Here is a 13,629-nt window from a genome sequence, read left to right on the forward strand (position 1 = left end):
AACAGATAGCCAACAGACACTCAATACCAATGGATAAATCCGTTTTCCATCCACCGGGTTGGAAAACATCACAATGGACGTTATATTACGCCAAACAGCCATCAACATACGTAGAAAACACAAATGGCATTATCAAGGCACAACAATCCGCCCACGGGGATCAGCAAAAAGACCTTCTTCGCTCCCGCACGCCTGCTTCTCCTACTGCCTTAGGGCAGCATAATTTTCTTCACCCCGGCCCCGCTGAGGCGCATCCAGAAGCACCGGACGCCTGAAACAGCACACAACACAGACCCGTATTCCAAATTCCAATAATTGTCTGGAGTGTTTGCGATGAGTGAGAATCGCGTTGTAATTTTCGACACCACCCTCAGGGATGGCGAGCAGAGCCCTGGCGCATCAATGACCCGTGATGAAAAGCTGCGCATTGCACGATCCCTGGAAAAAATGCAGGTGGATGTCATCGAAGCCGGGTTTGCCATGGCCAGTCCGGGGGACTTTGAGTCCGTCAAAGCCATTGCCGAAACCATCCGGGAAAGCACCATCTGTAGCCTGTCCCGGGCACTGGACAAAGATATCGATCGGGCTGCCGAAGCCCTGAAACCGGCATCCCGTGGGCGAATCCATACCTTTATCGCCACCTCACCCATCCATATGAAATACAAACTTCAGATGGAACCGGAGCAGGTGATTGAACAGGCCGTCCATGCAGTCAAGCGTGCCAGGAACCAGGTGGAGGATGTCGAGTTCTCCTGCGAAGACGCTGGTCGTTCCGAGCTGGATTTCCTCTGCCGGATTATCGAGAAAGCCATTGATGCGGGTGCGCGCACCATCAACATTCCGGATACCGTCGGCTATGCCCTGCCCCACCAGTTCGGTGAAACCATCCAACAACTGATTGAACGTATTCCGAATTCTGACAAGGCCATTTTCTCCGTACACTGTCACAACGACCTCGGTCTTGCCGTTGCCAATTCCCTGGCGGCTGTCGTTAACGGCGCCCGGCAAGTAGAGTGTACCATCAACGGACTGGGTGAGCGGGCCGGTAACGCTTCGCTGGAAGAAATTGTCATGGCTATCCGCACCCGTGGTGACAACCTGCAGGTGGATACTGCCATAGACACCCGCCAGATTGTGCCGGCTTCCCGCCTGGTATCGGGCATCACCGGCTTCCCGGTACAGCCCAATAAGGCCATTGTCGGCATCAACGCCTTTGCCCATGAAGCCGGCATCCATCAGGATGGCGTACTCAAGCACCGGGAAACCTATGAAATCATGAAAGCCGAGGACGTCGGCTGGAATGCCAACCGGATGGTACTGGGCAAGCATTCCGGCCGGAATGCGTTCAAGAGTCGTCTGCAGGAACTCAATATCACCATCGCGGATGACGAAGCGCTCAACAAGGCTTTCATGCAGTTCAAGGCGCTGGCGGACAAAAAACACGAAATCTATGACGAAGACCTCCAGGCCCTGGTCACCGATGCCAGAAATCAGGACATTGCCGAGAAGTACAGTCTGTTGCAGATGGAGGCCAGCTCCCGAATGGGCATCACACCCGAAGCCCAGCTGACCATGACGGTGGATGGCAAGGAAGCACAAATCACCAGTGAAGGCGATGGCCCGGTGGATGCGATCTTCAAGGCCATTGAATCTGTCGCAGATTCGGGCGCCAAACTGGAACTCTACTCTGTCAATGCGATCACGGAAGGTACTGACTCCCAGGGTGAAGTGACTGTCCGGCTCGCCAAAGATGGTCAGATCGTCAATGGTAATGGCGCCGACACTGATATCCTGGTGGCATCTGCCAAGGCCTATATCAATGCGTTGAACCTGCTGACATCAGGCATTCGCAAGGCTAACCCGCAGACCGACAGCGTCTGACCGACGTCCATCCATCAACAACGGGTGGTAACCATTCTGTTACTGCCCGTTTTGCTTATCCGCGGTTTTGCATACAATAGGAAGGAGCCAGCCAACAGCCCCTCCGGGGCGGGAGCCTCCGGAGCCGCATGAACGAACAACAACGCCAGCAATACCTTGACGCCATGGGCATCCAGCCTTGGTTTCCCCGTTATATTCTGCCGGAAGCCAAACCCTCGACGACCTGCGAATGGGACTGGGAAGCCTGGGAGGCGGAGCATCCGCCAGCGATCACGGTAGAACAACCCCAGACGCGCGTCGAGCAGACTGTAACACCCGCGTCCTTTAAGCCTGCGGGCAAACCCATCATGCGACCTGCGGATATTCTGGGCGAAACACCCGAACAAGCCGCAGAGGCCAATATTGAAACGCCCGCAGCACAGGTTCGCGCCCAGAGCAAACCGGTCAAACCCGCCGAGCGGTTTCGCCTGGTCACACTCTCGATAAGCGACGACTGCCTGATAGTCTCAGAGTTGCCCAGCACCGGCATGAACCAGTTCACCCGTTTCCATGAAAGGCTGTTAAGAAATCTGCTCTTTTCTGTCGATATTCCTGTCGCGCCATCGTTACAGCCAGCGTTGTTTGACTGGCCCATCGCCGGCAACCGGGCTGACCAGGATGAACAGGCGGCCTATGATGCTGTGCACGGTTACCTGACCAACCAGTTTGGCCTGGGACGCCGTAAAACAGTCTTTCTGCTGGGCCGCAACTGTGTACGTTATGTCTTGGGTCCGGACACCGATTTTGATGAAGTCCGGGGTATTCAGGACAAAGACCAACAAATCACTGTGATAACCCACAGCCTGGATGCACTGATGAAACTACCCGCCATCAAGGCCGATACCTGGCGCGACATCTCTCCTTTATTAACTCATAACTCATGATCACGTCTGAAATATATTCCGAGCTTTCCCCTATTGTGCAACGCGCCATGACGCTTGAGGACCTTGAGTCCGTATTTGCCATCGAATGCCTTGCACATTCGCACCCCTGGTCCATTGGTAACGTCAGGGACTGCATCACCTCTGGCTATCACTGCCAGGTACTGGAACAGGACGGGGACATTGTCGCCTTTGGCATCATCTCTGCGGCCATTGGTGAATCGCACCTGCTGAACCTGGTCGTATCACCCAACCACCAGCGCCAGGGACTGGGTCAACGATTGCTCAACCAGCTTCTCAAAGCCGCTGCCACACTGGATGCCGAGGTTATGTTCCTGGAAGTCCGCGCCTCGAACCAGGGCGCCATTACGCTTTATCTGGAAAACGGTTTTTCGGAAATAGGCCGGCGCAAGAATTACTATCCAACCAAACAGGGACGGGAAGAAGCCATCGTCATGGTCATGGATCTCACCTTTCTTGACGATTGACATCGCCTTCTGTCGATCACTCCCTTCCCATGCGTGGCGCAGGCCGATAGACTGCCGCCACGCCAACAACAACGATGACAGGCTTTGCCCATGGCCACACTGCTCCGAGCATGCTTCACGCTATTGCTGTTCCTGCCGCCCCTGATCGCACAGGCGGATGAAAAGAACTTCACCCTGCTGCATACCAATGACTGGCAGTCCCGCCTGTTGGGTTTCGGCCCCAACCTTGAGTACACCCCCCACACGGTCAACGATGACAAAACCACCGGTGGCATCGCCCGTCTCGCTACCCAAATCAAGACGATCCGCGCACAACAAACCGCCGGTGAACCGTTGATACTGCTTGATGGCGGTGACTTCAGCATGGGCACCCTGTTTCACACGATTACCCGGGAAACCGGCGCCGAACTCCAGTTGATGCAGAAGCTGGGCTATGACGCCATCACCCTCGGTAACCATGAATTTGATTTCCGTCCAGATGGGCTTGCGCAGATGATCCGCTCTGCGCATCAGGCACAAGGCGCCATTCCGCCCATCGTGATCTCCAACCTGTTTTTCTCCGAATCAGGCAAAGGCGACGCATCGCTGAAAGCGGTCTACGACGACCAGTTGATCCGTCGCAAGCTGGTGCTGGAAAAAGATGGCATCCGGTTTGGTTTCTTTGGTTTGATCGGTGTCGATGCCCGTAATTCAGCCCCGAATGCACAACCTGTGCGGATTGACCGTCAGATCGAAGTGGCAAAATCCATGGTGGCTGAACTGAAACAACAGGATAAAGCGGATGTCGTTATCCTGCTCTCCCACAGCGGTGTGGTGCAAAACAGCGACGGCCTCTGGACGGGTGAGGAAGTCGAGTATGCCCGCCAGATACCGGGTATTGATATCATCATCGGCGGCCACAGCCATACCCCAATTTTTGAACCCATCATGATCAACGGTACGCCGATTGTGCAGGCGGGTTCCGATGGTCAGTATCTGGGCGAAATGGCGGTCAAGCTGACCGACAACGGTATTCGCATGACCGCCTATAAACTTCATCCGATCAATGACAAGATTCCCGGGGATCCGGAAATCAGCAAAATGATTGCCGATTTCAAGGTGCAGGTCAGTGAAAAGATGCTCACGCCCAGGGGTTATCACTTCGACCAGCCACTGGTCAAAACCCCCACCGACCTGGGCAGGGACTATGATGACCCGCGGCTCGGCAACCTGGTCACCGATGCCATCCGCAAAGCGACCGGCGCCGATATCGGCCTGACTGGCAACGGGACACTGCGTGACGATATCCTGCAGGGCGAAACCGGTGTGCAAGCTGTCTCTGACATCTTCCGCATCCAGCCCCTCGGTATCGGCGAACACGATGATGAACCCGGATACCCATTGATGAAAGCCTGGTTGACGGGTCCTGAGGTTAAGAGCCTGCTGGAAGTGCTGCTGCTCGGTTATCAGACCCGCAGCGACGCCTATTACCCACGCCTGTCCGGCATTCGCTTTACCTATAACAACTTCCGCCCTCCGTTTGACCGGGTGACAAAGGTGGAACTGGGCGATCCCGTCAATGGCTACACCATGATGGATCTCAGTGGTAAAAGCGATCGTCTCTACAGCATTGGCGGCACCAGCTATGTCGGCAGCTTTACCTGGATCATCCCGGATATCAGCCATGGCCTGCTGAGCGTCACCCCGAAATACGCCAACGGCCAACCCATTGCCAATATCCGTGACGCCATTCTGGATATCAGCCCGGAAACACCTGGCATTCAGGAAATGAAAATCTGGCAGGCCATGATGGATTATCTGGGTTCGTTACCGGATCTGGATAACGACGGCCTGTCCGACATCCCGCTGGACAGTACCACCACGGAACAGCGCATGATCGCAGATCATAGCCTCAATCCGGCCAAACTTTTCAGTAACAGCACCTGGATTCTATGGACGACGCTGGGTCTGCTGATTATCCTGATCGGCTTGCTGGGATGGTTACTGGTCGCTGTGGGACGGCGATTACGGCGTTAATACGCGTCATCAAGCGGTATGCCTTGCGGCTGCAGGCGTACCGCGCCTTTCTCGATCTCCAGCCCTGTAACAAACTACACTTACATACAACAGATTGCATGTTCCTGCTGGTAAGCAGCAGACACAATGCTTTATTAAACGATTACCTGACACCCTGAATATTCAATGGCTGCTTTAAAACCACTACTGATCAACAATCGTACCTGGGCACAGGAAAACAAGACAAAGGATCCTGACTTCTTCAGTCGCCTGAGCGCCGGGCAGTCGCCCCAGTATCTCTGGATCGGTTGCTGTGACAGCCGGGTACCTGCCGAAATGCTCACCGGCGCGCAGCCGGGTGACCTGCTGGTACACCGGAATGTCGCCAACATGGTCTTACATGATGACACCAACTGCCTCTCTGTTCTGCAGTTTGCTGTGGAAGCCCTGAAAATCAAGCATATCGTAGTGGCCGGTCATTACGACTGCGGCGGCGTGAAAGCCGCCCTCAACGGCGGTGTTTCCGGAAAGCTGGGTAACTGGCTTCACCACCTTGAAGACATTTATCAGCAACATAAAGCGCAGTTTGATTTACTGACCGATGAGGAAGAGCGTATCAATCTGCTCTGTGAACTCAATGTCGCTCACCAGGTCGTCAATGTCGCCAACACCACGACCGTTCGAAAAGCATGGCAAAATCACTTTCCCCTGACCATTCACGGCTGTATTTACGATATCGGCGATGGTTTGCTGAAAGAGATCGGCGTCTCGGTTAATGGCCCGGATACCATACCCTCGCAATATCAGAGTACTGACCAGGAATAAACGCCGTGAGCACTATTGCCCGTCAACTTCCCGACTGATTTTGACGGGACAAACTTTGTCTATCATTGCTTATTAACAAGCGTGCGGTTTCAGTTGTCGCTTTCCAGTCAAACCTCAAACCATGGAATGGTACGTGATGATTAAAGTCCGCAATGCATTGCTGACAGGCATGGTCTTTTGCCTGCCAGCAACCAGTCAAGCTGTCGATATGTATGCTTTTGCCCGCGGGGGAATGGCATCAACCCAGATCACCAATACCGAAGCAACCAATCCAATTTTAGTGTTAGGTGATCCTGGATACCCTTCCGTGACTCAAAACGGTAGCTTGGGTATCGTCAAAGAAAACAACAGCGATGACGCATCAACAGCAGCCTTAGGCATAGGGTTTATCCTGAACAAACATTTCAGGCTAGAGCTGGAAGGTTCTCTGCAACGTGAATCAGATTTTCAAATTGATCTGCAAATTGGTGGTGATCAATTTGGAACCGGAATCGTTCAGCCCCTTGGAACCGGCTTCAACAAAATTAGTGTGGAATCCGAAATTTACCTGCTCAAAGCCTATTTTGATATTCCCATCAATGAGACCGTGGCCCCCTACTTCATGGCCGGCATCGGCTATGCGCGAAATAAGGCATCTGGTGTGCAGACGTTCTCCGCCAATGCCAACTGGAATGAAAAATGGGATGACACCACCAGTAATGACACCGCCTGGACCATCGGCATCGGCCTGTCCTACCAGTTCGACCAGAACCTGACGTTTGACCTTGGCCTCGAACACCGGAACCTGGGCAACTGGGAGCTGGACAACCTGCCCGCCACCGGTGATGAATCCTTCAAGGGCGACCTGGAATCTACCACCCTGCTATTCGGCGTACGCTACCTCTTCCATTGATACATCTATAACACACTGCACTGGTGACACTACGTCCCAGTGCAGGATTTCAGCCATACCCTGCCAGCCGGGAAAATCTTGCGAACAGTCAGCCCTGTGCTAACTTCCATAGGCGGATCATTGTTATCCCATCCGCATAATCACTAATACACCTGCCCTGATTACATTCCCGGTCACTGAGTCTGCTCGCATGAAATCCTGCCGCGCCCTGCTGTTCCTAACCACTCTGTGGTGCTCGCTCTCTTTCGCCGCCTCGCTGCCAACCCCCAGGCTCAACAATAACCCTCAGTGGGACATAGTGCTCACCAACCCCCGACCAGTACTGACATTCTCCCTGGCCGGTGCAGATCCCTCCTGGATCTACGAACTGCAGATTGCCAAAGATGCCAAATTCCGACAGACCGTAGCCACCTATAGTGACATCAGGCCATTTAACCAGTACTACGCCCAGATGCGCATTCCAGCACGGGATGCCCTGTCGGACGGACGCTATTACTGGCGTGTACGCACCCTCACCCCAAAAGGACTGAGCAGTGACTGGGCCGTCAGCCGGTTCACGCTGGACGCCGCTGGCTCCCGTACTTTTAGCGGCTATGTACGAGCACCAGTCAAACAGGTGCTGGCCTCTTCCGGCGAGAATCCGAACAATATCATCGACTGGGATGACCAGGGGCAGCTGACCTACTGGAACAGTGCACCACTGGGTGTGGGAGACAAAGACAACTGGGTTATTCTGGACATGGGAGAACGCACCACCCTCAGCCGTTTCTGGATGCTGTCTACCCGCAGTATTACACCGGCTCCAGGTTGGCTGGTCGATTTTTACTGGCAGAGCAGCGATGACCTGAACCACTGGAAAACCATTGAAGAGACCCGCGTCACGGGTAACGATACCTACCGCAATATTATTGATTTCAAACCGATCTCGGCACGGTTCTTCCGTCTGATGATCAACAAGCAAAATGCCCTGCAGGCCCAGATCAACGCCATCATTCCCTATACCCGTGGACAACCCGCGATTCCCGATGTACCGGATGGCCGTTACGTCCTGTTGGTCGGCAACCAGATGGATGGTTACACCTATACCCACCTCAAACGTTTTGTGGAAAGCAAAGGCTACAAGACGGTACTGATCCCCCACTATGATTTCTCACTGGATGTCCTCCGTCGTCTGAAACACCGCCCCATGGCCATTATGTTCAGCGGCAATAATGCCGACTGGCAATACCTGCCCATGTTCGAGTATTACGGTGAATATGAGGTCATGCGCGATGTGGATAACATCCCCATGATGGGGATGTGCGCTGGCAACGAATTCTTTGCCATGGCCCACGGCATCAGCTTTGCCCACTGGATGGAATGGTTTGATGACTCCCTGTTCAGGCGGTATATGGGCATGCCGGTGGATAAGGTCGAGATCCTGCCACAGTTTTCCAGTGATCCACTCTTTGACAAGGTACCCAATCCCTTCCAGGCGGTTGAAATTCACAGCTGGGCCGTCAGCCAAGTGTTCATCAAGGAGCACCAGGATTTTGCCGTCATGGCCCGGTCATCCTATATCCAGGTCATGCGTAACATGAACCGCCCGGTCTATTCCACCCAATTCCACCCCGCCGCCGTGGTGCCTTACAACCAGTCTGGACCGATCATGGCCAATTTCCTTGAACTGTCATCACGCTGGCACTGATCCGCCCGGTCACAACAGGCTCACTCCATCCTTTTCAGGGAACAGTTTCACACTTTCCAGGTCAACGCTATGCAGGAAAACGGAACCCATGAACACATACGACGCAACTGGCTGATCACGCTGGCCATCGTCGTATTACTGGTGGCTGCCGGATACCTCTATCTGCAACACCAGAAAAAGTACCCGAATACCGATGATGCCTACATCCATGCCAGCATTATTTATATTGCCTCCCAGGTCGCGGGCAAGGTAAACCGTGTCAATATCGTGGATTATGAGGCCGTCGACAAAGGCGACCTGCTGGTTCAGATTGACCCGGCGCCTTATGAAGCGGCACTGGACAAAGCCCGGGCCGTTTATGAAAACGCTACCCAGCAGAATCGTGCTGCCGGGGAAGCCATCCTCGCAGCCAGTGCCGATGTCCGCAGCAGCAATGCCAAACTGACCGACGTACAAACCCATTACTCCCGCACCCTGGCGCTGGTGGCGGAAGGCGTATTGCCCAAACAATCCGCCGATGACGCCAGAGCCGATCTCTCCGCGGCACAAAACACCCTGGATGCCGCCCGGGCCACTCTCTCCCAACTGGTGGCAGAACAAGGCGCGGATGGCAGCAAAGCGCCTGCGGTGAAAGAAGCCGCCGCTGCACTGACCCAGGCCAGCCTAAACCTGTCGTATACCAACATTACGGCGCCAACCTCGGGCCTGCTGGGCAAAGTCAGCATCCATCCCGGAAGTATCGTTGCCGTGGGTCAGGCCATGACACCGCTGGTTGTCGACGGCAGTTTCTGGATGCAGGCCAACTTCAAGGAAGACGATCTGGGTCGTATCCGTCCCGGCATGCCGGTGGATATTGATCTGGACATGTATCCGGACACCACCTTCTCCGGCCGGGTAGAAGCCATTTCACCGGCCAGTGGTTCCGCCTTTTCCCTGCTGCCTCCGGAAAACGCAACGGGCAACTGGGTCAAAATCCCCCAGCGCTTTCCAGTCAAGATCAGCATTGTGCAACAGGCCGGACAGCCGCCCCTGCGGGTCGGCGCCAGTGGCACGGTGACCGTGGATACCGTTGCCCACAATGACACCACTGATGGCAGCTCATAACGTGAACCGGACGACGGTCACCCTGGCGATCATGCTCTCCGCCATCATGGTGTTGCTGGACATGACCATCGCCAATGTCTCCCTGCCCCATATGATGGGTTCACTGGGCGTCACCTCCGAGCAAATCACCTGGGTGCTGACCGCCTATACCATGGCGGAGGCGATCTTTATTCCGCTGGCCAGTTACCTGACCCTGCGCTTCGGGGAGCGCAACCTGTTGCTGATTTCCATTGCCGGCTTCGTCACCACCTCCGCCCTATGCGGCCAAGCCGACTCACTCGCCGAAATGATTACGTTTCGAATCCTTCAGGGCGCCTTTGGCGCCTCAGTCATCCCCCTGGCGCAATCCATCCTCGTTCAGATTTACCCGAAAGAGGAAAGAGGCAAGGCGATGGCGCTGTTCAGTGTGGGCATTCTGCTGGGGCCCATTCTTGGCCCAACGGTTGGCGGCATCATCACGGAACATCTGGACTGGCGCTGGATTTTCTATGTCAACCTGCCGGTTGGCATCCTCTGCCTGGGGCTGTTGTGGCGCTATGTACATATCAACAACCGGGGCGCCACACGTGTCGATTGGCTGTTAGTGGTCAATATGGCCATTGGCATCGGGTTACTACAAATGGTGTTGTCGCGGGGAAACGAGGAAAACTGGTTCAGCTCTAACCTGATCCTGTTTGCCAGCATCATCAGTGCCATCACCCTGCTTCTGTTTATCATTCGCTCCGTTATGACCCGGGGTGATATTGCTCCCATATGGCTGCTGAAAGACCGTAACCTGGCCGCGTCCTGCCTGATCATGAGCTGCTTCGCCCTGGGTATGTTTGGCATTACCCAGCTACAACCCATGATGCTGGAACAGTTACTGAATTACCCGGTCGAAACCACCGGTTTTGTCATGGCACCCCGGGGGCTGGCATCTGCCGTCGTATTACTCTCCATTGCCCGGATCATGGATCAGCTGGATGGCCGTATGCTGGTCGTTATCGGTTTGCTGCTCAATGCACTGGGCACCTGGCTGATGACCCATTACTCCCTGAATATTGATCTTTTCTGGATTATTTTCCCCAGCCTGATCCAGGGCGCCGGCATGGGGTTGGTCTTTGCCCCCTTATCACAAATGGCCTTCATGACACTCAACCCGCAACAGGCGACCGGCGGCGCCGTCGTCTATAACCTCTGCCGCACCATCGGCAGTTCATTCGGCATTGCCATTGTGAATACCTATTTTTCCCGGGTACAGCAGTCAGAATGGCATAGCCTGGGAGGTGCGCTGTCACCGGATAACATCACCCTGCAACAGTATGCGGCCGAGCAAAATACCTCTCTGGTCAACCCGGACTTCATGGCCAGTATCGCCCACATGCTGCAGCAACAGTCATCACTACTGGCCTTTGTCTACACCTTTGTCTTCATCATGGTGACCTACCTGGTCCTGATACCGCTGGTCCTGATGTTCAGGAAAACACCGGTATCACCTGTTCCCCAAAACACCTGACCTTGTGGAGGCCGTTCATCAACATGGACAGAATGGCTATTCGCTCAACCATTCGATTCACCTGCATTGCGTTTATCGCCTACATTGCCGGCTACAGTTTCACCCGGCTGTGGCATGAACCCACTGCCATGGTCGGCGGACTTTGGGCTGTTATTTCCGGGCTGATCGTGTCGGAACCCGCCACCGTCAAGGAGAGCATCGACACCGCCCGAACACGGGTGACCGGCTCAGCCATCGGCTGTCTGTTTGGCGCCGTCTACCTGCTGCTGTTTTCCTTCAACCCTTTCAGCTACGCCCTGTTTATCGGAATTGCCTCACTGCTCTGCTATCTGCTGAACTACGGCCAGCACGTGAAACTGGCAGCGATCACCATGTCAGTGGTCATTGTGGTGTCATCCGTCTCCGAGATTAACCCGGTCAAGAACGCCATACTGCGACTGATAGAATCCTGCATTGGCGTGGGTGTTGGCGTACTGGTTTCCTGGCTGCTGGATAAAACGATCCGGTACGTCGAACAGCAAAAGCGGGACAAATACACAAAGAAATAGGAGGACTAACGCACCAAAATCATTAAATAATTCGACAAAAAATCACGAACAACATTTTTTACAATCAATTCAAACAGAAATAACACTTTTTTTCTGGCTTAAAACCCTTTACCAGAGGTTTTTCCCGCCTACCCCGTCAAAAAATGACGAAGATCAAAACTACAGGCAACCATCGCATTGTAGGGTGTCCGATAGCTGACTGCCCTGTGTCCCTACCTAGAAACACTCGCGCCTGTTATTGCTCCCTTATCGTCACATGTCTGGAGTCTTGATGTCTCAGTCGACCAATGTCTTACGACAGCCTAAACCGTTTTACATGATTTTCTTCCTGGAACTCTGGGAACGATTTGGTTACTACGGACTTCAGGCGCTGCTTGCCGTCTATTTCGTCAAACAGCTTGGTATGGATGACACCACCTCATTCACCACGTTCGGTGCTTTCAGTGCACTGGTGTTTGGCTTGGTGGCGATCGGTGGTTTTATCGGTGACCGGGTGATCGGCACCAAACGCACCATGGTGCTCGGCGCACTGGTACTGGCCAGCGGCTACCTGCTGATGGGGCTTGCCGACCATGACCATCACCTGGTGTATCTGGCACTAGGCTGTATTGCTGTCGGTAACGGCCTGTTCAAGGCTAACCCTTCCAGCCTGCTGTCCAAGTGTTACGAAGAAGGCGACAAACGTCTTGATGGCGCTTTTACCATGTATTACATGGCCATCAACATCGGTTCCTTTATCTCCATGATTCTTGTTCCTATATTGACGGATCGCTTTGGCTGGAGTGTCGGTTTCTTCACCTGCACGCTGGGTATGATCCTGTCTGTCGCCAGCTACTGGTTCCTGCGCAGCTGGGTAGACGGAATTGGTTCTGCACCAGACCTTGCCCCCCTCGATATGAAAAAGATGGTTCTGGTGCTGGCGGGTACTGTCGCAGCCATCTTCCTCAGCGCCTGGATGCTCCAGAACCTGACCGTCGCCCACGTTCTGCTGGCGGCTGTCAGTAGCCTTGTTGTCGTGATATTCCTCAAAGAGATCATTGCAAGCAAAGGCACTGAACAGAAAAAGATGATCGCCGCATTGATCATGATGCTTCAGGCAGTGGTCTTCTTCGTGCTCTACATGCAGATGCCGACGTCCCTGAACTTCTTCGCCATCAACAACGTCGAGCACAGCATCCTGGGCATGGCCATTAACCCGGTCACGTTCCAGTCCCTGAACCCGTTCTGGATCATGCTGGCCAGCCCGATACTGGCTTACCTCTACAACCGGATGGGCAACACTGGCCGTGACCTCTCCATGCCCATGAAGTTTGCGATTGGCATGACCCTGTGCGCCACCAGCTTCCTGATCCTGCCGCTAGGCGCCCAGTTTGCCAACCACATGGGCATTGTCTCTTCCGGCTGGATTATCGCCAGCTATTTCTTCCAGGCGATCGGTGAGCTGCTGATCAGCGGACTGGGACTGGCCATGGTGGCACAGCTGGTCCCCCAGCGCCTGACCGGCTTCATCATGGGCGCCTGGTTCCTGACCTCTGCGGCAGCCTCTGTCATCGGTGGCTTCATCGCCTCAATGACCACAGTGCCGAGCAGTAATGGCGCGGTTGATGCCCTGCAAACACTGCCTGTTTACTCCAAAGTTTTCCTGGAGATTGGCCTGGCCGCTGCTGTGATGGCAGGCCTCATGCTGCTGACAGCGCCCCTGCTGGCCCGCATGATCAACGGTGATGAAAACATGACTGAACACGCGGCTACCGCCCACTAAAACGCCTCCAGGCGGACGAAAAAAGCCCCGAC

12 protein-coding genes are annotated in these 13,629 nt (G+C 54.4%); all 12 read left to right on the forward strand.

Annotated features, from left to right (window positions below; genetic code table 11):
- Positions 1-29: 29 nt before the first annotated feature.
- Positions 30-275: a hypothetical protein gene (locus tag KHS78_RS15235; RefSeq protein WP_211829327.1), complete on the forward strand. Its 246-nt coding sequence runs from the start codon at positions 30-32 to the stop codon at positions 273-275.
- 58 nt (positions 276-333) lie between these two features.
- Positions 334-1,881, forward strand: coding sequence for a 2-isopropylmalate synthase (locus KHS78_RS15240; protein WP_211829328.1), 1,548 nt, complete (start codon positions 334-336; stop codon positions 1,879-1,881).
- A gap of 128 nt (positions 1,882-2,009) precedes the next feature.
- Positions 2,010-2,804, forward strand: a complete 795-nt coding sequence (locus KHS78_RS15245; RefSeq protein ID WP_211829329.1) for a uracil-DNA glycosylase family protein — start codon at positions 2,010-2,012, stop codon at positions 2,802-2,804.
- 47 nt (positions 2,805-2,851) lie between these two features.
- Positions 2,852-3,289 (forward strand): ribosomal protein S18-alanine N-acetyltransferase, encoded by a 438-nt coding sequence (rimI, locus tag KHS78_RS15250; RefSeq protein WP_211829330.1) that lies wholly within the window; start codon positions 2,852-2,854, stop codon positions 3,287-3,289.
- 90 nt (positions 3,290-3,379) lie between these two features.
- Positions 3,380-5,305 (forward strand): bifunctional metallophosphatase/5'-nucleotidase, encoded by a 1,926-nt coding sequence (locus KHS78_RS15255; RefSeq protein ID WP_211829331.1) that lies wholly within the window; start codon positions 3,380-3,382, stop codon positions 5,303-5,305.
- Positions 5,306-5,470: 165 nt separating this feature from the next.
- Positions 5,471-6,109 (forward strand): carbonic anhydrase, encoded by a 639-nt coding sequence (locus tag KHS78_RS15260; protein WP_211829332.1) that lies wholly within the window; start codon positions 5,471-5,473, stop codon positions 6,107-6,109.
- A 136-nt stretch (positions 6,110-6,245) separates the two neighbouring features.
- Complete coding sequence (locus KHS78_RS15265) at positions 6,246-7,001, forward strand: outer membrane protein (protein WP_246506539.1); 756 nt, start codon at positions 6,246-6,248, stop codon at positions 6,999-7,001.
- A 190-nt stretch (positions 7,002-7,191) separates the two neighbouring features.
- Positions 7,192-8,688 carry a discoidin domain-containing protein gene (locus KHS78_RS15270; protein WP_211829334.1) on the forward strand — a complete coding sequence of 499 codons (1,497 nt, stop codon included), beginning with the start codon at positions 7,192-7,194 and terminating at the stop codon, positions 8,686-8,688.
- 69 nt (positions 8,689-8,757) lie between these two features.
- Positions 8,758-9,792, forward strand: a complete 1,035-nt coding sequence (locus tag KHS78_RS15275; RefSeq protein ID WP_211829335.1) for an HlyD family secretion protein — start codon at positions 8,758-8,760, stop codon at positions 9,790-9,792.
- A complete protein-coding gene (locus KHS78_RS15280) occupies positions 9,779-11,287 on the forward strand; it encodes an MDR family MFS transporter (RefSeq protein ID WP_211829336.1) in 1,509 nt (502 codons plus the stop codon). The genes KHS78_RS15275 and KHS78_RS15280 overlap by 14 nt, the downstream gene beginning before the upstream one ends.
- A gap of 23 nt (positions 11,288-11,310) precedes the next feature.
- Positions 11,311-11,835, forward strand: coding sequence for an FUSC family protein (locus KHS78_RS15285; protein ID WP_211829337.1), 525 nt, complete (start codon positions 11,311-11,313; stop codon positions 11,833-11,835).
- 271 nt (positions 11,836-12,106) lie between these two features.
- Positions 12,107-13,597 (forward strand): dipeptide/tripeptide permease DtpA, encoded by a 1,491-nt coding sequence (gene dtpA, locus KHS78_RS15290; RefSeq protein WP_211829338.1) that lies wholly within the window; start codon positions 12,107-12,109, stop codon positions 13,595-13,597.
- The last annotated feature ends 32 nt before the right edge of the window (positions 13,598-13,629 follow it).

The organism is Kistimonas asteriae, from assembly GCF_018263925.1.
Classification (GTDB): domain Bacteria; phylum Pseudomonadota; class Gammaproteobacteria; order Pseudomonadales; family Endozoicomonadaceae; genus Kistimonas; species Kistimonas asteriae.